The organism is Baekduia sp. (genome assembly GCF_035996765.1).
GTDB lineage: Bacteria > Actinomycetota > Thermoleophilia > Solirubrobacterales > Solirubrobacteraceae > Baekduia.
Window position 1 is genome coordinate 1 of sequence record NZ_DASYJG010000089.1, and the last position, 19,324, is coordinate 19,324.

Sequence of the window (19,324 nt, forward strand, 5' to 3'; positions counted from 1 at the left end):
CGAGGAGGTCATCCTCACCGTCAGCCGGATGGACGCCGAAAAGCACAGCAACGCCGGCTATCGAGCGTTCCTGGCCAACGGCTTCAACGTCACGCGCGAGCTCGTCCTGTTCGCCTGGGAGGTGGTGCTGGAGTACACGGCCGCGATCGCCCAGCGTCGACGTGACGTCGTGCCCCGGGGCGAGCGGGGCGGCCGATATCCCTACCTGCGCGCCGTGCTGTGCGTGGTCGTGCGTGACCTGATCGTGTTCGGCGTGCTGACCGACATGATGCGCGGCCGCCCCGCGGTCTACGCCACGTTCTCGAGCTACGACGAGGTCGCGCACCACTCCGGGCTTGAGCGCGCCGACACGATGGAGGCGCTGCGCAAGCTCGACCAGCAGTTCGGCCGGCTGGAGCGCGCCCGCCGCTACGCGCCGCGGCCCTACGAGATCGTCGTCCTCTCCGACCACGGCCAGACGCAGGGCGCCACGTTCAAGCAGCGCAACGGCTATGGGCTCGATGAGCTCGTCGAGCGCTCGTTGACCTCCGGCGGCAGCGTCGCGGGCTTCTCCGGCGGCGACGAGCAGCGCGCGATGGTCCACCACGCCGTCGACGAGGCCAGCGGCAAGCAGGGCAAGGACGACAAGAAGTCCAAGTCCGACGTCAGCGGTCGCGACGTCGTCGTCCTCGGCTCCGGCAACCTCGGGCTCGTCTACCTGATGGAGGGCGCGCCGCGGCGGCTCACGCTCGAGGAGATCCAGGAGCGCCACCCCAAGCTCATCGACGCGCTGCGCGACCACCCGCACGTGGGCTGGCTGCTCGTGCGTTCCGCGCAGGACGGCGCGGTCGTGCTCGGCCCGGACGGCGGCGCGCGCTACCTGGACGACGACCGCGTCGAGGGCGACGACCCGCTCGCGCCGTTCTCGCCGACCGCGGCCGACCACCTGCGCCGCACCGACGGCTTCGCGCACGTGGCCGACATCATGGTCGGCAGCTTCTATGACCCGATGGTCGACGAGGGCTGCGCGTTCGAGGAGCTGATCTCGTTCCACGGCGGGCTCGGCGGCCCGCAGACGCGCGCGTTCGTCCTCGCGCCGCCGGCGCTCCCGCTGCCCGAAGGGCCGATCGTCGGCGCCGCCGCGGTGCACGGCCTGCTGCGTGGCTGGCGGCAGCTGCTGCAGCCTCAGGCGGCGGCCGACGGCGAGCGCGCCACGACGCGCCCGGCGTCCAGCGTCACGACCTGATCGACGGCGTCCAGCCCCTCGGGCCGGTGGGTGATGAGCAGGACGGCGCGGTCGCTCGCCGCCGCGAAGACGTCGCGCATCAGCACCGTCGCCGTCGCCTCGTCGAGGTGGGCCGTCGGCTCGTCGAGCACGAGCACCGGCGCGCGCGACAGCAGCGCCCGCGCCAGCACGATCCGCTGACGCTGCCCACCCGACAGCGCCCGGCCGCGCTCGCCGACCGCGGTGTCCCAGCCGTCTGGCAGGCCGCGGACCCAGTCGCCGATGCGCGCCTGGTCCAGCGCGGCAGTCAGCTCTTCGTCGCTGCACTCCGGGCGCGCCAGGCACACGTTCCGGCGGATCGACGTGGAGAAGAGGTGGGCATCCTGGCCGGCGAGCGCGATCGCGCGCCGGACGTCCTGCTGGCGGTAGTCGCGCAGGTCGCGACCGGCCAGCGTCACGCGCCCGGCCTCGGGATCGAGGAAGCGCAGGAGCAGGTTGACGATCGTGGTCTTGCCGGCGCCGCTGGGACCGACGAGGGCGACGCGGCCGCCGGGGGCCAAGCGCAGCGTCACGTCCTCGAGCACGGCGGGCTCGCCGGAGCCGTAGCGCGCCCGGACGCCTTCCAGCGCCAGCACGGCGTCCCGCGGCGGCGCGGGCGCGGGCAGCGGCGGATCGGCGATCGCGGGCTCCGTGTCGGTGAGCGCGAGCAGGCGCCGGCCGGCGGCCAGCGCGGCGGGCAGCTCGCGCGCGGTGGCGATGAGCGGCGTGACCGCCTCGAACGCGGCGAGCGCGAGCAGCGCCAGGAGGGCGACGAGCACGCGATCGAGCCGTCCGTCGGCGACCGCCTCGGCCGCGACGAACAGGGTCGCCGCGACGGTCGCGCCGGCGATCGCGACGCCCAGCCCCTCGCCCAGGCCGCCGACGAGCGCATCGCGGCGGGAGAGGCGCACGAGCTCGTGGTCGGCCGCCGCGGCGCGGTCCAGCGCCGCGTCGCCGGCGCCGTAGACCACCAACTCGGGCGCGGCGACGAGCGTGTCGAGCAGCTCGGTCGCGAGCGCGCCGCGGGCGGCGGCCTGCCGCGCCTGCGCCCGCGCTCCGAGCCCAGTCGCCAGCAGCGGCACGGCCACGCCCGCGAGCAGCAGCCCGGCGGCCAGGATCAGCGCGGCGGCGGGCAGGACGACGGCCGCCGCGCCCACGCACGCTGCGCCGGCGAGCAGCGCCACGAGCGGCGGCCCGACGCCGCGCAGATGCAGGTCCTGGAGCCGGTCGACGTCGGCCACGAGCCGGGCGAGCAGGTCGCCGTCGCGGTAGCCGCGCAGCTGCGCGGGCGCCAGCGGCTCGATCCGCCGGAAGACGACGACACGTGCGTGGGCGAGCGCGCGCAGCGCCACGTCGTGGGAGGCGAGCCGCTCGGCGTACCGGCTCAGCGGGCGCGCCAGCCCGAAGAAGCGCACGGCCACGATCGCCGTGCCCAGCGAGAGGATCGCCGGCCGCTCCGCGGCGCGCGTGATGAGGTAGCCGGCGGTCGCCATCAGGCCGGCGCCGCAGATCACGGTCAGCGCGCCCAGCACGACGCTGAGCGCGACGCGCCGCCGCGGCACGCGCGCGAGGTCCAGGATCCGTGCCGTGGCGCTGTTCATGGCGTCGTCGCCAGCACCGAGTCGCCGCCCGGGGGCGGGAGGTGGATGACGCGGTCGGCGCACACGATCAGCTCCGGCCGGTGGGCGATCACGAGCACCGTGCGGCGCGTGCCCAGCCGCGCGACCGCCTCGCCGACCACGCCCACGCTGACCTGGTCGAGGTCGGCCGTCGGCTCGTCGAGCACCACGAGCGCGGCGTCGCGCAGGAACGCCCGCGCCAGGGCGACGCGGCGCAGCTGTCCCGCAGAGAGTGGTCGCCCACCGTCCCCGACGACCGTCGCGTAGCCGTCGGGCAGCGCGCGCACGAACGCGTCGGCGCCGGCCAGCATCGCCGCCTCGCGCACCGCCGCCTCGCTGGCGGAGCGGTCGCCCAGCCGGATGTTGTCCGCGACGCTGGCCGGCAGCAGCGCCGGGTGCTGCGGCACCCACGCGAGCTGGCGCAGCCATGCGCCGCGCCGGCATTCGAGCAGGTCGACGCCGTCGACGGTCACCCGTCCCGCCGTCGGGCGCAGCAGGCCGAGGACGAGCGCGGCGACCGTGCTCTTGCCCGCGCCGCTCTCCCCCACCAGCGCCAGCGTCTCGCCCGGCGCCAGCTCCAGGTCCACGTGCTCGAGCACCGGGCCCGGCCGGGTCGGGTAGACGAACGACACGGCTTCGAGGCGCACCGGCGCACGGCGCGGGCTCGCTGGGAAGCGGACGCCAACGGCCGACGTCTGCCCCGGCGCCTCGAGCAGCGCGAGCATGCGCTGCGCGACCGCGAGCCCGTCGGCGCTGGCGTGGAACTCGGCGCCGAGCCGGCGCAGCGGCAGGTAGAGCTCGGGCGCGAGGATCAGGACGGTGAGCCCCGCCTGCAGGCCGAGGCTGCCGCTGACCAGGCGCACGCCGGCGAGCACCGCGACGAGCGCGACGCCCAGCGTGGCCGCGAGCTCGAGCACCGAGCCCGACAGGAAGGAGACGCGCAGCGTCGCCATCGTCGCACGCCGGTGCCGGTCGCCCACCGACGCGATCGCGGCCGTCTGCACGCGGGCGCGATCGAACGCGCGCAGCGTCGGCAGGCCGCGCAACACGTCGAGGAAGTGCGATGACAACGCCACCAGCGCCGCCCAGCGCTCCTGCGTGTGGCGCTCGGTGCGCAGCCCGATCAACACCATGAACAACGGGACGAGCGGGAGCGTGACGACCATGACCAGCGCGGACTCGAGATCGATCGTCGCGACGAAGACGACGACGGCGACCGGCACCAGGCACGCCAGCACGAGCTGCGGGAGGTAGCGCGCGAAGTACGCGCCGAGGGCATCCACGCCCTGGACCGCGGCGGCCACGACCTCCCCCGCCTCGGTGCCGTCGACGGCCTCGGGATGCTCGGACAGGCGCCGGCGCAGGAGCGCGAGCCGCAGCTCAGACAGCACCCGCGACGCTGCGCCACGCCCGGCGACCTCGGTCCCCCAGCTCACCGCGCCGCGCAGGACGCCGAGCAGCGCCAGCGCCACGAGCGCGCCGACGCATGTCCGCGCGGGCGCGCCCGCGAAGACGCGGGTGACCACCCACGCCAGCAGCGATGCCTGGGCCAGCACCGCGGCGGTCGTCACGAGGCCCAGTACGACGTCGAGCGCGAGCAGCGTGCGAGCGGCCCGGGCGCGGCGCAGCAGACGGGGATCGAGCGGACGCACGCCGGCTCACACCGACGGGGCGCCGCCGACCCGTGCCCGGAAGACGTGGTAGGCCCAGCCCTGGTAGAGCAGCACCACCGGCGTGCACAGCGCCGCCACGACGGTGACGACGCTCAGCGCGTAGTGCGCGGTCGCCGCGTCGGAGATCGACAGGCTGTTGGAGAAGTCCGGGTGCGAGACGATCACGCGGGGATACAGACCGGTGAAGAGCGTGGCGACGATCATCGCGGCCGCCACCGCCGTGGCGGCGAACGCCCAGCCCGGTCGGCGCGCGCCGACCAGCAGACCCGCGCAGACCACCCCGGCCGCGCCGACGGCCGCGGGCACGAGGACCGGCAGCAGGCCGCGGTCGTTGCGGTCCATCGCCACCCCGACCGTCCACGCCAGCGTGCCGGCGACGACGACGACGGCCGGCAGCGCGAGCCGCCGTGCCAGCGCCGCCGCGCGCTCGCCCAGCGCGCCACCCAGGCGCAGCGTGAGGAACGTCGCGCCGTGGAAGGCGAACAGCAGCACGGTCGCGAGCCCGACGAGCACGGTGTAGGCGCTGAACACGTCGCCGACGTTGCCGGCGAAGGTCTGGTCGCCGTCGAGCGGCACGCCGTGCAGCAGCGCGGCCAGCCCGACGCCCCAGAAGAACGGCGCGCCCACGCTGCTGGCCGTGCTCGCCCAGCGCCACCGCCGGTTCCAGCGCTCGCCGGCACCGCGCCCGCGCCAGTCAAACGACACGGCCCGCACGATGAGGCAGACGAGGATCGCCAGCAGGAGCAGGTACAGCCCCGAGAACATCGTCGCGTACCAGGCCGGGAAGGCCGCGAACGTCGCGCCGGCCGCGACGACGAGCCAGACCTCGTTGCCGTCCCAGACGGGGCCGATCGTCTCGATCACCGTGTGCCGCTCGTCGTCGTCGCGCCCGATCGCCGGCGCGAGCATGCCGACGCCGAAGTCAAAGCCCTCCAACACGAAGTAGCCCGCCCAGAGGACGGCGATCAGGCAGAACCAGAAGACCTCGAGGCTCATGACGGGACCAGCTCCGCCACCGGGGGCTCGGCCGCGCGCTCGAGCTCCGGCGGGTCAAGCCGGGCGTAGCGGCGCATCAGGACCACGTCGAGGACACCCAACGCCGCGTAGAGCGCCACGAACACCCCGAGGCTCACGGCGAGCATCGCCGTGCCGACGCTGGGCGAGTTCGCGTCCACGGTCTTGAGCAGCCCCTGGACGATCCAGGGCTGCCGGCCGACCTCGGTCAGCAGCCAGCCGGCGGTCGCCGCCAGGTAGGGGAAGGCGATCGCCGCGACCGCCGTGCGCAGGAACCAAACCTTGCCCTCCAGCGTTCCGCGGCGGTAGAAGAACGCGCCGAGCAGCGCGACGAGCGTCATCAGCGCGCCGAGGTAGGCCATGACGCGCATGCTCCAGTACGTGACCCTCACCGGTGGGATGTAGTTCCCCTTGCCGTACTGCTTCTGGTAGCCCTTGTTGACCTCGTTGATCCCCTCGACCTGGCCCGTCAACGTCCCCGTCGCCAGCACTGACAGCAGCTTGGGCACCTGGATCACGAAGCTCGGCTTCTGATCGGACTGCGTGAAGCCGCCGATCTGGAACAGCGAAAAGCCAGCCGGCTTCTCCGTGTTCCACAGCGCCTCGGCCGAGGCGATCTTCATCGGCTGGTAGTCGGTCGTCGCCAGGCCGAAGCGGCTGCCGACGACCATGTTGCCCACCGTGGCCGGCACCGCGACCACCAGCGCTAGCGCAGCCGCGCGGCGAAACAGGTCGACGTTGCGCCCGCGCAGCAGGTGCCAGCAGGCGATGCCGAAGACGAAGAGCGACCCCATCGTCAACGCGACCAACATGGTGTGGGTGAACGCGTAGAGCGCGAAGCGGTTGGACAGCAGCGCCCACACGTCGGTCAGTTGCGCCTCGCCGCCGCTGACCTTGGAGCCGACCGGATGCTGCATCCACGAGTTGGCCACCAGGATGAAGTAGCCCGACATCCACGTGCCGGCGACGGCGACCCAGAGCGTCGCGAGGTGCAGCCGCGGCGACAGCCGGTCCCACCCGAAGATCCACAGCCCCAGGAACGTCGACTCCAGGAAGAACGCCGCCAGCCCCTCGATCGCCAGCGGCGCGCCGAACACGCCGCCGACGTACTTGGAGTACACCGACCAGTTCATCCCGAACTGGAACTCCTGGACGAGGCCCGTGGCCACGCCGATCGCGAAGTTGATCAACAACAGCGTGCCGAAGAACTTCGTCAGCCGCAGCCACGCCTCGTCGCCGGTGCGGTGCCAGCGCGTCTGCATGATCGCCACGATCGGCCCGAGGCCGAGCGTGAGCGGGACGAAGAGGAAGTGGTAGATCGAGGTCGTCGCGAACTGCAGCCGAGCGAGATCCACCGTGGTGGCCGCAAGCGGGGACACGGTGGCCCATGCAACCGTCGGCCCGATCACGACGCATCACCCGATCCAGATGATCCAAGCGGCTGCGCCACCGCCGCCCGCTCGTCGGTGATCCCGCCGATGCCCTGGCGGTCGGGCGTGGCCGCGTAGGCGCGCCGCTCGGGGTCTGACAACAGCGCGCGCAGGTCGGCGTCCAGGCGCGCCATCTCGTCCTCCACCACGGCGCGGTGCTCCGGACGGACCACGTCCAGCAAGTGCTGGTACATCGCCTGCAGGCGACGGGTGACCTGCGTCGACGTCGCGCCGTACTCGCGGATCTCGGTGACGCCCAGCGCGAAGTACGCGGCCCACCCGCGCACCGGGGCCACGAGGCGCACCACGCCGTCCTCGTCGCACAGCTCCAGGCGCTCGTCGATCTCGGCCTCGCCCGCGAGCTGCAGCAGCGCCTCGACGTGGTCGAGCAGCTGCACCGCCGTGGTCGGGTCGTTGACCGCCGGCGACAGCGCGCGGATCGCGATGTCCACGATGATGCGCAGGGCGAACGCGGGATCCTGCTCGATGGTCCGCTCCTGGCCGAGCGCGAACAGGCCTTGGGCCCGCTTCGGCGTCGTCGCGGCCATGGCGCCGCCGCGGAGCGAGAGCAGCGTCGCGCCCTCCGGCACGTAGTCGCCGACCGCGTAGTGCAGCTGCACGATGACGCCCTGCCGGCGGCCGAGCCCGACCAACCCCTTCAGGTCGATCGCCTGCAGGACGCCGGGCCTCGGCGTCGGGACCGCGAGGACGTGGTCGTCCTCGGCGACCGGGTCCACCGCCGGCCCGCCCGCGGGCCGGCGCCGCGCGTCGACGGCGATCAGCACCTTCCGCCCGGTGCCCGCGACGAACGCCGCGACGGCGACGGGCCGCAAGCGGTGGATGAAGCGGTCGAGGTAGAGCAGGAACAGCACCAGGCTGACGGCGACCGCGACGCCGGCCATCGAGACGCCGAGGCTCGGCACCGAGGTCGGGCCCACGCGGCGCAGCAGCGAGTACGCGAAGGCGAACGAGCCGATGAAGCTGCCGAGCACGGCCTTCTGCAGCGGGTCGCGGTACCAGAGGCGCATGTAGCGCGCCGACAGCGTGCCGGTGGCCATCTGCACCACCAAGACGCCGATCGCCACGACGATGCCGGTCAGCCCGATCATCGACGCGACGACCGCGCTGAGCACGGTCGCGGCCGTGCTCTCGGAGTAGGTCCACGACTCCGGCAGCGTGATGTGCTGCTCGATGCGCAGGTCGAGCTGGGCCAGCAGCGGCCCCGCAAGCGCCCCGAGCAGCGGGACGACCCACAGGCTGCCCTTCAGGTACTGGCGGGCGCGGAAGGCGATGCCCCACGTCACGGGATCGCCCTCCGGTGCTCAGCCTCTCCGTCGTCTCACACGGCCGCCTCGACGCGCTCCTGCTGCTCGAGCGCTCGCATGGCCTCGCCCTCGGCCTCCTGGAAGTCCGAGCCGTCGAGGTGCTTAGTGACGTGCTTCAGCGAGCCGCCGGTCGCCTGTTCGACCTTGGCCACGTCCTCGTCGATCCCGATGACGATCAGCGCCGCCTGCTTGGGCTCGAGCATCGCGGCCATCTCCTTGGCCTCGTGCCGGGACATGCCGTGGGCCAGGTGGCCGAACCACGCGCCCAGGCCCGCCCCGCCGGCCGCGGCACCCACGGTCCAGGGCAGCAGGAACGGGAACAGGACCGACGCGCCGGCGCCGGCTGCGAGGCCGACCCAGCCGCCGTGCTTGACGGGCTTCTCGTCCTTGGTGACCTTCACGCTCCCGTCGGCGGCGCGTGAGAGCACGGCCGCGTCATACGACCCGATGGCGTCGTTGCCGTGCAGCGCCTTGATGGCGTCGTAGTCGGCCTCGGCCTGCGCCGGGGTCTCGTAGATCCCCGTGAAGAAGAACATCGGCTTGTTCATGGCACGTCCCTTCGCTCGTCGGTGGGTTCACCGACCGTAGGTCCGGCCATGGGGCCGAGCATCACCCGAATCGGGTGGTGCGCCGCAGGACGCCTACACGAACGAGCGCGACGGCGCCGAGGGCTCGTCGACCTCGGCGAGGAACATCAGCGTCGCCTTGACCCGCTTGCTGACGTCCTCGGCACCGGAGAGGTTCAGCTTCAAGAAGATCGAGTTGATGTGCTTCTCGACGGCGCGCTTGGTCAGCACCAGCTCGTCGGCGATCGCCGCGTTGCTCATGCCCTGGGCGATCTTGGCCAGGACCTCGAGCTCACGCGAGGTGAGGTCGTCCAGCGGCGAGCGCTCGGCGCGGCCGCGGGACCGCATCAGCGGCTCGACGATCTTGGGGTCCATGAGCGACCCGCCGACGGCGACCGTCTGGATCGCCGAGACCAGCTGCGAGCGGTCGTGGATGCGCTCCTTCAGGAGGTAGGACCGGCCTTCGGAGCCCGACTCCAGGAGCGCCAGGGCGTAGGCGGGGTCGGCGTAGTTGCTCAGGACGACGACGCCGATCTCGGGGTGGGTGTCCCGCAGCCGTGCGGCCAGCCGGATCCCCTCGTCGGTGTTGGTCGGTGGCATCCGGATGTCGGTGACCACGACGTCGGGGCGATGCTCGTCGACGGCCCTCAACAGCGACTCGACGTCCTCGCAGCGGGCGACGACGGTCACGTCGCCTGCGTGGTCGTCCAGGACCTGGGCGATCCCCTCGCGCACGATGAAGCTGTCCTCGGCGAGCGCCACCCGGAGGGTCATGGGTCAACTGTAGCCCTGGCCGGCCGCCGTTGACAGGGGCCGGGGAGGCCAGCAGGTGTCGCCGCACGGTGCGTGCACCCCTCCACAGGCAAGCCCGCCCCGTTGCGGGCGCCGGGCGGGCGCTGCGACGGTGGGCGCCAAGGAGACCCGCCATGACCGACGCTGCCGCGCCACCGCCCGAAGCCCCCGCTCCGACCCACGCCGACGACCCCGGCGCGCCGATCGGGCGCGGCCGCCGCATCGCGATCCGCGGGCTGCTGTGCGGAGCGACCGTCCTGGCCGTGCTCGCCGTCTTCGCGGTCTGGGCCAACCGCCAGGTGCTCAATGCCGACAACTGGTCTGACACGAGCGCGGCGATGTTGAACAACAGCGAGATCCGCACGCAGGTCTCCGGCTACCTCGTCGACGAGGTGTACGCCAACGCCGACGTCACCGCGCAGATCGCCGGCGCGCTGCCGCCGCGGCTCAAGCCCCTGGCGGGCCCGGCCACCAGCGGCCTGCGCGACCTCGCCCAGAAGACGACCAACCGAGCGCTCGGTCGGCCGCGGGTTCAGGAGGTCTGGAAGCAGGCCAACCGCGTCACCGCGGAGCAGTTCATCAACATCGCCGAGGGCGACTCGAAGCTGGTGACCGCCTCGGGCGGCGCGATCGTCCTGAACCTGCGCTCGCTGGTGGTCGAGGTCATCGGCCGCCTGGGGCTCCCGCGCTCCCTGTCTGACCGGATCCCGCCGGACGCGGGGAACATCACGGTCATGTCCAACACCCAGGTCGACACGTTCAAGAGCGTCGTGTCCTGGGTCAAGGGCCTCTCCGCCGTGCTGCCCGCGCTGGCGATCGCCATGCTCGCCGGCGCCGTCTACCTCGCCCGCGGCCGCCGTCGCGAGACGCTGCTGATCGCCGGCCTCGACCTGATCGCCGCCGGCCTCTTCGTCCTCGTCGCCCGCAGCATCGCGGGCAACTACGTCGTCGGCCAGCTGTCGGCCACCGCGGCCGTGGAGCCGGCCGCGCAGGCCGCGTGGTCGATCGGCACGCACATGCTGCGCGACATCGCGCAGGCGACGGTCGTCATCGGCATCCCCGCCGTGGCGGCCGCGTGGCTCGCCGGCCCCTACCGGCCGGCCATCGCGGCGCGGCGCGCGGCGGCGCCCACCCTGCGCGAGCATCCGGCCGTCGCCTACTCGCTGGTCGCCGTCGCCCTGCTGCTCGTGATCGCCTGGGCGCCGATCCCGGCGACGCGCATGCCACTGCCCGTGCTGATCATGATCGTGCTCGGCTTCGTCGGGCTGGCCGCCTTCCGCCGCCAGATCGCCGCCGAGTTCCCCGCGGCGCAGGCCGGCGCGACGCGCGCCGCCCTGCAGGGACACGCGACGCGGGCGGTGCGAGCGGTGCGGGACGCGCGACGCGCTCCGGCACGCAGCCAGCCGGTCGAGGAGCTCGAGCGCCTCGCCACGCTGCACGACCACGGCGCGCTGAGCGACGAGGAGTTCGCCGCGCAGAAGACGCTCGTGCTGGCCAACGGCGACGGCACCCGCTGAGCGCATCGCGCTCCCGCCGTCCGCTGCGACCCAGACCTCATCCCGAACGGATGATGCGACGGCCCGGCCGTCGCTGTTCGATGGGTCGGTGACCACCACACCAACCGGCCCGGTCTCCTCGAGCATCGCCTCCCCGCTCGTCCGAGACGCCACCGCCGCGGCGCTGCCGCGCCATCAGCTGCCGGCGACCGGCACCGGCAGCGAGGTCGCGCACGACCTCATCACCAACGAGCTGTTCCTCGACGGCAGCGCGCGCCTGAACCTCGCGACCTTCGTCACGACGTGGATGCCGCCGCACGCCGCCGCCTTGATGGCCGAGACGGCCGACAAGAACATGATCGACAAGGACGAGTACCCGCAGACCGCCGAGCTCGAGAAGCGCTGCGTGAACATCCTCGGTGATCTCTGGCACGCGCCGGGCGGCGGCGACGCCACCGGCACGTCGACCACCGGCTCCAGCGAGGCCGCAATGCTCGGCGGCATGGCGCTGAAGTGGCGCTGGCGCGAGCGCCGGCGCGCCGCCGGCCTGTCGACCGACAAGCCGAACCTCGTGATGGGCGTCAACGTCCAGGTCTGCTGGGACAAGTTCTGCCGCTACTGGGACGTCGAGCCGCGGCTCGTCCCGATGGAGGGCGAGCGCTTCCACCTCGACGCCGAGCAGGCCGCCGCCCACTGCGACGAGAACACGATCGGCGTCGTGGCGATTCTCGGGTCGACCTTCGACGGCAGCTACGAGCCGGTCGCCGAGATCGCGGCGGCGCTGGATGCGCTGGCCGCCGGCGGCGGGCCCGACGTGCCGCTGCACGTCGACGCCGCCTCGGGCGGCTTCATCGCCCCCTTCGTCCAGCCCGAGCTCGTCTGGGACTTCCAGCTGCCGCGCGTGCAGTCGATCAACGCGTCGGGCCACAAGTACGGCCTCGTCTACCCGGGCGTCGGCTGGGCGCTGTGGCGCGACGCCGACGCGCTGCCCGACGACTTGGTGTTCAAGGTCAACTACCTGGGCGGCGAGATGCCGACCTTCGCGCTGAACTTCTCCCGGCCCGGCAGCGAGGTCGTCGCGCAGTACTTCATGTTCTTGAGCCTGGGCCGTGAGGGCTTCACGGCCGTGCAGCAGAACTCGAGCGCGGTTGCGCAGCACATCGCCACCGAGGTCGCCGCGATGGGGTCCTACCGCACGATCACCGACGGCAGCGAGCTGCCGGTGTTCGCGTTCGCGGTCAAGCCGGAGACCAAGTACACGGTCTTCGACGTGTCCGACCGGCTGCGCGAGCGCGGCTGGCTCGTGCCCGCCTACACCTTCCCCGCCAACCGCGAGGACCTGTCGGTCCTGCGCGTGGTCGTGCGCGCCGGGATGACGCACGACATGGCCGACCTGTTCCTGGACGACCTCCGCCAGCAGACCGCGACGCTGGAGCGCGCCGGCGCCCGCCCGGGAGTCCCCCAGGTGTCGGCGTTCGCCCACTAGCTGGTCGGTCGGCGGCCGGCGTCAGTCCAGACGCCGACCGTGCTGAGCCCAGAGGGCCTGCAGGAAGGCTGCGCCGAAGTCCTGCTTGCGCACGAAGGCCACCGCGCCGCACGACCGCACGGTCGAGGCGGCGTCGATGAAGTCGTCAGTCGAGATCAGCACCACCACCGTCTCGGGGTGGCCGGCCATGATGCGCCGCGCGGCCTCGATGCCGTTCATGCCCGGCATGCGGACGTCGATGAGGACGAGCTCCGGACGGATCTGGGCGACGGCGAGCATCGCCTCGCGCCCCGAGCACGCCTCGCCCACCGCGCTGAAGCCCACCAGCGTGTCCAGGACGGCGCGAGCCGCATCGCGGAAGAACGGCTGGTCGTCGACGACGAGGACGCCGACCTCCGCGCGCCCTGTTGGGATGTCGCGCATGCCGCAAGCAGGTTGCCCAAACCCGCTGCTCGACGCACGGGGGTGCTCAGGTGTCTCAGCCGGTGGCACGCCGGACCGATGGCGACCGTGACCGGGTGCCCGCGCCTCCCGCGGCCGGCATGGGGGCACCCGGCGAGTTCATGGGGTCGGGGCTGCGGTGCCCGATCTCGACGCTTAAGAGCAGGACGATGATCAGGTCGACGAGCGAGAAGACGATGGCCGGACCCAGGTAGTCGGCGTTCCCGTGCAGCTGGGTGCCGATGATGATCAGGCCCAGCGAGCCGAAGCGCAGGCCCGACACCAGCCCGGTGGTCGTCCGCGTCTCGGGGTCCGCGCGTCCCACGACCCCGCCCAGCGCGACGGCCACGATCGCGGTGAGCGCCGACGCCAGCAGCACCCAGGAGCCGAGCAGCGAGACGATCGCCTGCCAGTTGACCGAGATCCCCGCGACCAGCGCCAGCGCGAGCGCGAGGTTGGAGACCTTCGTGAGCTCGACCTGCCAGGTCGCCGCGTGCGCCGTGTAGCGGGCGCGGGCGAGCAGGCCGAGCGCGAGCGGGACGAGCACGAGCAGCAGCAGGTTGCCGAGGATCGAGCTCGCGCTGATCGAGGCACCGCTGACCACCTGGCCGGCCCACAGCGGCACCGCGACGAGGTTGGCGAACTGGAGGACCACGACCAGCGAGACGGCAAGCGGGAGGTCGGCTCTGCGCGCGAGCTGGGTGGCCTTCAGCCCCGCGGCGCTCGCGGCGCCGATCGCCGCGAGCGTCATGCCGGTCACGGCAGACGCGTCGATCGGCAGCGCCTTGCCGATGCCCCACGCCGCGGCGGGGACGAGCACCGAGTTGACGAGGATCACCAGGGCGACGAGCCAGACCCGCCGCAACGGTGCCACCAACTCGGCCACGCGGTAGGACATCCCGAGCGCGAGCACCGTCGCGATGATGGAGATCGCGACGCCCGCGTTGAACAGATGCGTCAGCAGCTGGTCGGCCGTCATCCGGACAGCTCGCGCGCCAATGCCTCTGCGTCGACGAAGTCCGACGACACGGCGATGCCGCCCGTCCGTTTGGTCGCCTCGGCGAGGTCGGCGCGCCAGCGGTGCTCGACGAAGACCGCGGCCACCGCAGCGCCGGGCGCGAGCTCGTCGCCGAGCTCGCGCACGCCCGTGCCCGCCACGCCCGCGAGCGCCCGCTCCGTGGAGCGCCGGCGCTCGTCCTCGTCGAGACGGAACTCGAGGGCCGGCCCGGCGATGCCGCCGGCCGTCCCACCGCGGTGCGCGAACGCCGACAGCGTGCCGTCGGTCGCGTCGCGCCGGACGAAGATCACTTGGACGATGCGCAGCGCGCCGCCACTCTCCAGGCGCTCCACCGCGCCGAGCATCTGGCCCTCGAAGACCGCGTCGGGACCGAAGGCGAAGGTGAGCAGCTGCACCGGGGCCGCGGTCATGACCGTTCAGCCGGTTGTGCGACGGCCGTACGCGAGGAGGCCGTAGATGATGAGGATGTCGATCGCGAACAGCGCGAGCGCCAGGAACGGATAGGCCGGGATCGCCAGCATCTGGACGATCGCGTTGAGCCCGGCGCTGATGATGCCGACCCAGCGGGCCCCACCGGCCTGGGCCCAGATCCCGAACGCCGACACGACCTGCACGGCGCCGATGATCACCAGGACCCAGCCCCACGTGTTCAAGTTGCTGATGATGAACTGGGCGTCCTTGACGTAGAACTTGCTGTCGCCAATCGCGGCGATGCCGTAGATGAAGTTCAACGTGCCGACGATCGCCAGCATCATCCCGGCGAAGAGGACCCAGCCGTAGCCGCGACCGTCGTCGACGGAGGCGTCCGGCTGGGCGGAGAGACGAGCGGACGTGCCGCGGGGTTCAGCGCTGGTGGACATCGAAGTTCCTCCTTCGTGGGTTGACCCGGACCGTATGAGCGGCATCGCCGCGGTGCATCACCCGCTTGGGATGACGGCGACGGCCATGGTGAGACGCGCTCACGGCGTCGTGGTCGTCGGGGTGTTCGTGCCGGGCGCCGGAGCAGGGGCCGTGACCGTCTTGGCCGGTGCCGGCGCAACGGTGACCGTGGGCGTGACCGTCACCGTGGACGGCGCCGGGGTCGGTGCCGCCACCGTGGTCGTGACGTTCTTCGTGCTCGTCGTGCGGTGCAGGTCGACGCTGATCGAGGGCGCCGTGTTCGCCGTCGCGCCCGCGTCGCCGCGGTCGATCACCATCGCCGTGAGCACCCCGATCAGCAGCACCACGACCACGCCGGCGACGATCGCCCAGCCGTGTGACCCCGCTGCCGTGGGCGCGCCCGGCGGCGGGGGCTCGCCGTAGGACGGCGGCGGCTCGCCCGTCGGCGGCGGTGTCGGATCTTGCGCGCGGGGGTCCTGATCGGTCATGGGTGCAGCGTCTCCGGTCGGCGCACCGGCTCGCATCACCCGCATCGGACGATGCGGCCGGCGCCGCGCCCGGTGACGCTGCACGCCAACCAATGGGCCGCACGCGCAAACCCGCCGAGGACCCGCCAGAAGCGCTCGAGCGGGTCGAGCTCTCCGGCGTGTTCGCCGCGCACCGTGGCTCCGCGACCTCGGCTTTGCCGCCTGGCTGCTGGCCGGGGTCACCATCGTCCTGGTCGGCGCGGTCTGGATCGCGAACCTCACCAGCACGATCTTCGTCCCGGTCGTCGTCGCGGCGGTGCTCGCGGCCGTGCTGTCGCCGATCGTCCGCTTTCTCCAGCACCACGGCATCCCGCGGCTGGCGGGAGCGGCGCTCGTCTTCGTCGGCGTCGCCGTGGCCGGCGCGGCCCTGCTCGTCATGATCATCAGCGGCGTCTCGAGCCAGTCCTCCGAGCTCACCGACAAGCTCCAGCACGCGGCCGACAAGCTCCAGTCGGCGCTCAAGGACCTCGGAGCGAGCAGCGACAGCGCCCAGCAGGCCAAGAGCAGCGCGAGCTCGGGGATCGGCGACGCGTTCCACGCGCTGCTGAACGGCCTCGGCGCCGGCATCTCGGGGTTGGCGTCGCTGGCGGTCTTCATCTCGTTCACGGCGCTGAGCCTGTTCCTCCTGCTCAAGGACGGCCCGACGATCCGGACCTGGGCCGAGCGCCATCTCGGTGTGCCGCGCCCCGCCGCGCGGGTCGTCCTGGGTCGCACGCTGCAGTCGCTGCGCGGGTACTTCGGCGGCGTCACCGCCATCGCGGCGTTCAACGGGATCGTCATCGGCCTGGGCGCGCTGCTGCTCGGCGTGCCGCTGGCCGGCTCGATCGCCGTGGTGAACTTCACCGCGGCCTACATCCCGTTCCTGGGCGCCTGGTGCGCCGGCGCCTTCACCGTGCTGATCGCGCTCGGCGACAACGGCACGCAGACCGCGATCGCGATGGCCGTCGTGGTGCTGCTCGCCAACGGCGCGCTGCAGCAGTTGATCCAGCCCGTGGTGATGGGCGCCGCGCTCGGCATCCACCCGCTCGTCGTGCTCGTCGTCACGATCGGGGCCGGAGCGCTGTTCGGCGCGGTCGGGATGGTCCTCGCCGCGCCGCTGACCTCGGCGGCCGTTCGCATCTCGGCCGACCTCGCCGCGATGCGCGCCGAGCAGCCCACATCACCCGGACTGGATGATGCGCCCGGCGCGGCCCTCGACCAGGCTTGATGCCGAGAACCCCATGCCGCGCGGGCCAACCAGGAGCGCATCACCATGAGCAAGCCGTTCAAGGGCAAGGTCAACACCGACATCCGCGACTCGGTCCCGGACTGGTCGCCGTTCGAGCCGCCCAGGGCCCCCGACGGCGCGCCCAGCGTCGTCTACATCGTCCTCGACGACGTCGGCTTCTCCGCCCTGGAGAGCTACGGCGGCCCGATCCCCACGCCCAACATCGACCGGATCTCGGGCGACGGCCTGCGCTACACGCAATGGCACACCACAGCGCTCTGCTCACCAACGCGCTCCTGCCTGCTGACCGGTCGCAACCACACGCGCAACAGCATGGCCTGCATCACCGAGGCGGCCAGCGGCTTCCCGAACGCCAGCGGCGTCATCCCACCCGAGAACGGCCAGATCCAGGAGATCCTCGGCGCCCAAGGCTGGAACACGTACATGGTCGGCAAGTGGCACCTGTGCCCAGAGGCGGAGATGAACCTCGCCTCCACGCGGCGCAACTGGCCGACGGGCCGCGGCTTCGAGCGCTTCTACGGGTTCCTCGGCGCCGAGACCAACCAGTGGTTCCCGGAGCTCGTCTACGACAGCCACCCCGTCGACCCGCCGAGCACGCCCGACGACGGCTACCACCTGACGGTCGACCTCACCGACAAGGCGCTGGAGTTCATCAAGGACGCCAAGGTGCTGGCGCCCGACAAGCCGTTCTTCCTGTACTACGCGCCGGGCGCCTGCCATGCCCCGCACCACGCGCCCAAGGAGTGGAGCGATCGCTTCAAGGGCCAGTTCGACATGGGCTACGAGGCGATCCGCGAGCAGACGCTGGCGCGTCAGAAGAAGCTGGGCATCGTCCCGCCCGACACCGAGCTGCCGCCGATCAACCCGATCGGGACGCCTGAGACCCGCTCCGGGCCCGACGGTGAGGCGTTCCCGGCGCTGGACGTCACGCGCCCCTGGGACTCCCTATCGGCGCAGGAGCAGCGGCTGTTCAGCCGGATGGCCGAGGTCTACGCCGGCTTCCTGGCCCACACCGACTGGCAGATCGGGCGCCTCCTGGACTACCTCGAGGAGACCGGCCAGCGCGAGAACACGATGGTGGTCGTGGTCTCCGACAACGGCGCCAGCGGCGAGGGCGGGCCCAACGGCTCGGTCAACGAGAGCAAGTTCGCCAACGGGATCCCCGACGACATGGCAGAGAACCTGGCCAAGCTCGACGAGCTCGGCGGCCCGGGGACCTACAACCACTACCCCAACGGCTGGGCCATGGCGTTCAACACACCGTTCAAGATGTGGAAGCGCTACGAGTTCGCCGGCGGCACGTCTGACCCGTGCATCATCTCCTGGCCGAAGGGCATCGAGGCGCGCGGGGAGATCCGCGAGCAGTACCACCACGCCGTCGACCTGGTCCCGACGATGCTCGACGCGCTCGGCGTCGAGCCGCCCGAGACGATCGCCGGCCACGTCCAGAGCCACTTCGACGGCATCAGCATGCGCTACAGCTTCGACGCCGCGGCCCTGCCGAGCGCACGCGAGACCCAGTTCTACTCGATGCTCGGCTCCCGCAGCATCTGGCATGACGGCTGGACGGCCGTCACGACCCACCCAACGCTCAGTGGTTGGGGCCACTTCGAGAAGGACACGTGGGAGCTTTACCACACCGACGTCGATCGCTCCGAGCTGCACGACCTCTCGACGCAGGAGCCGGAGCGCCTGCAGAAGCTGGTCAACCTCTGGTACGCCGAGGCCGGCGCGAACGGGGCGTTCCCGCTCGACGACCGCTCAGCGTTGGAGATCATCATCACGCCGCGGCCGCTGTTGTCGCCGCCGCGCAACCGCTACATCTACTACCCCGACCTCGCCGACGTCCCCGAATCCCAGGCGGTCAACATCCGCAACCGCTCCTACGCCATCGCGGCGGTCGTCGACATCCCCGAGGCCGGCGCCGAGGGCGTGCTGTTCGCGCACGGGGCGCGGTTCGGTGGCCACGCGCTCTACGTCAAGGACAACCGGCTGCACTACGTCTACAGCTTCGTCGGCAGCGTCGAGCAGCTCATCGTCGCCGACCAGGAGCTGCCGACCGGCGAGGGCCTGATCCTGTCCGCCGCCTTCGAGAAGGAGGGCGAGGACCCGCCCGGCCTGTCGGTCGGCACGCTCTCGCTGTTTCACGGCGACGTGAAGGTCGGCGAGGGCAAGATCAAGACGCAGCCCGGCAAGTTCTCGATCGCCGGCGACGGCCTGTGCGTCGGGCGCGACAGCAGCGATCCGGTCACGGCCGACTACCCCGGCAGCGCGCCGTTCGCCTTCACCGGCGGCACGATCAACCGCGTCGCCGTCGACGTCAGCGGCGAGCCGTACGTCGATCTCGAGCGCGAGGCCGCGGCGATGATGGCGCGCGAATAGACGAGGCGGCTAACGGCCCTGAATCCGGGGTAGGCCCGGCGTGTGCCCGACGGCTGGACCCCTCCCTTGAGCGTTCGCGACGACGGCGGCCGTTGCCGGCTCGTCCTCGCCGGCGTGGCGTTCGGCGACGGGTCCACAATGCAGGACGCGGCAGATGATCTCGTGACGCGACTCCTGGATCTCGTCTTCTGCGTTCGCGCAAACG

At 72.3% G+C, this 19,324-nt stretch carries 17 protein-coding genes; 5 read left to right on the top strand and 12 right to left on the bottom strand.

Annotation, left to right across the window (positions count from 1 at the left end; genetic code table 11):
• Positions 1–1,225 (top strand): alkaline phosphatase family protein (locus VGO10_RS19250; RefSeq protein ID WP_327471441.1); only part of this gene is annotated, 1,225 nt, incomplete at its 5' end.
• Here the strand turns inward: VGO10_RS19250 and cydC are convergent.
• The 7 genes from cydC to VGO10_RS19285 form a co-directional block, all read right to left on the bottom strand.
• Complete coding sequence (gene cydC, locus VGO10_RS19255) at positions 1,165–2,844, bottom strand: thiol reductant ABC exporter subunit CydC (protein WP_327471443.1); 1,680 nt, start codon at positions 2,842–2,844, stop codon at positions 1,165–1,167. The two genes, VGO10_RS19250 and cydC, sit on opposite strands and share 61 nt — an antisense overlap.
• The gene (gene cydD / locus VGO10_RS19260; protein WP_327471446.1) at positions 2,841–4,514 is read right to left on the bottom strand and encodes a thiol reductant ABC exporter subunit CydD; all 1,674 of its coding nucleotides are present in this window, start codon (positions 4,512–4,514) and stop codon (positions 2,841–2,843) included. Before cydD ends, cydC begins: the two co-directional genes overlap by 4 nt.
• Before the next feature lie 6 nt (positions 4,515–4,520).
• Positions 4,521–5,531 carry a cytochrome d ubiquinol oxidase subunit II gene (gene cydB, locus VGO10_RS19265; protein WP_327471448.1) on the bottom strand — a complete coding sequence of 337 codons (1,011 nt, stop codon included), beginning with the start codon at positions 5,529–5,531 and terminating at the stop codon, positions 4,521–4,523.
• Positions 5,528–6,928 carry a cytochrome ubiquinol oxidase subunit I gene (locus tag VGO10_RS19270; RefSeq protein ID WP_327471450.1) on the bottom strand — a complete coding sequence of 467 codons (1,401 nt, stop codon included), beginning with the start codon at positions 6,926–6,928 and terminating at the stop codon, positions 5,528–5,530. Before VGO10_RS19270 ends, cydB begins: the two co-directional genes overlap by 4 nt.
• A 26-nt stretch (positions 6,929–6,954) precedes the next feature.
• A complete protein-coding gene (locus tag VGO10_RS19275) occupies positions 6,955–8,283 on the bottom strand; it encodes a DUF2254 domain-containing protein (RefSeq protein WP_327471452.1) in 1,329 nt (442 codons plus the stop codon).
• A gap of 35 nt (positions 8,284–8,318) precedes the next feature.
• The gene (locus VGO10_RS19280; RefSeq protein WP_327471454.1) at positions 8,319–8,852 is read right to left on the bottom strand and encodes a DUF1269 domain-containing protein; all 534 of its coding nucleotides are present in this window, start codon (positions 8,850–8,852) and stop codon (positions 8,319–8,321) included.
• 93 nt (positions 8,853–8,945) lie between these two features.
• Positions 8,946–9,644 carry a response regulator transcription factor gene (locus tag VGO10_RS19285; protein WP_327471456.1) on the bottom strand — a complete coding sequence of 233 codons (699 nt, stop codon included), beginning with the start codon at positions 9,642–9,644 and terminating at the stop codon, positions 8,946–8,948.
• Between the two features lie 152 nt (positions 9,645–9,796).
• Here VGO10_RS19285 and VGO10_RS19290 point away from each other — a divergent pair, with 152 nt between their 5' ends.
• Positions 9,797–11,179 (top strand): SHOCT domain-containing protein, encoded by a 1,383-nt coding sequence (locus tag VGO10_RS19290; protein WP_327471458.1) that lies wholly within the window; start codon positions 9,797–9,799, stop codon positions 11,177–11,179.
• A gap of 88 nt (positions 11,180–11,267) precedes the next feature.
• Positions 11,268–12,644 carry a glutamate decarboxylase gene (locus tag VGO10_RS19295; RefSeq protein ID WP_327471460.1) on the top strand — a complete coding sequence of 459 codons (1,377 nt, stop codon included), beginning with the start codon at positions 11,268–11,270 and terminating at the stop codon, positions 12,642–12,644.
• 21 nt (positions 12,645–12,665) lie between these two features.
• Here VGO10_RS19295 and VGO10_RS19300 read toward each other — a convergent pair whose 3' ends face one another.
• The 5 genes from VGO10_RS19300 to VGO10_RS19320 form a co-directional block, all read right to left on the bottom strand.
• The gene (locus VGO10_RS19300; RefSeq protein WP_327471462.1) at positions 12,666–13,067 is read right to left on the bottom strand and encodes a response regulator transcription factor; all 402 of its coding nucleotides are present in this window, start codon (positions 13,065–13,067) and stop codon (positions 12,666–12,668) included.
• A 55-nt stretch (positions 13,068–13,122) separates the two neighbouring features.
• Positions 13,123–14,064, bottom strand: a complete 942-nt coding sequence (locus tag VGO10_RS19305; protein ID WP_327471464.1) for a bile acid:sodium symporter — start codon at positions 14,062–14,064, stop codon at positions 13,123–13,125.
• Positions 14,061–14,513 carry a hypothetical protein gene (locus VGO10_RS19310; protein WP_327471466.1) on the bottom strand — a complete coding sequence of 151 codons (453 nt, stop codon included), beginning with the start codon at positions 14,511–14,513 and terminating at the stop codon, positions 14,061–14,063. The genes VGO10_RS19305 and VGO10_RS19310 overlap by 4 nt, the downstream gene beginning before the upstream one ends.
• A gap of 6 nt (positions 14,514–14,519) precedes the next feature.
• Positions 14,520–14,963 (bottom strand): DUF7144 family membrane protein, encoded by a 444-nt coding sequence (locus VGO10_RS19315; RefSeq protein WP_327471468.1) that lies wholly within the window; start codon positions 14,961–14,963, stop codon positions 14,520–14,522.
• 99 nt (positions 14,964–15,062) lie between these two features.
• Positions 15,063–15,470 carry a hypothetical protein gene (locus VGO10_RS19320; RefSeq protein ID WP_327471470.1) on the bottom strand — a complete coding sequence of 136 codons (408 nt, stop codon included), beginning with the start codon at positions 15,468–15,470 and terminating at the stop codon, positions 15,063–15,065.
• Between the two features lie 208 nt (positions 15,471–15,678).
• On the opposite strand from VGO10_RS19320, the gene VGO10_RS19325 reads away from it, so the two are divergent.
• Together VGO10_RS19325 and VGO10_RS19330 are read left to right on the top strand one after the other, a co-directional pair.
• Positions 15,679–16,716 carry an AI-2E family transporter gene (locus VGO10_RS19325; RefSeq protein ID WP_327471474.1) on the top strand — a complete coding sequence of 346 codons (1,038 nt, stop codon included), beginning with the start codon at positions 15,679–15,681 and terminating at the stop codon, positions 16,714–16,716.
• A 45-nt stretch (positions 16,717–16,761) separates the two neighbouring features.
• Positions 16,762–19,119 carry an arylsulfatase gene (locus VGO10_RS19330; RefSeq protein WP_327471472.1) on the top strand — a complete coding sequence of 786 codons (2,358 nt, stop codon included), beginning with the start codon at positions 16,762–16,764 and terminating at the stop codon, positions 19,117–19,119.
• Positions 19,120–19,324: the final 205 nt, after the last annotated feature.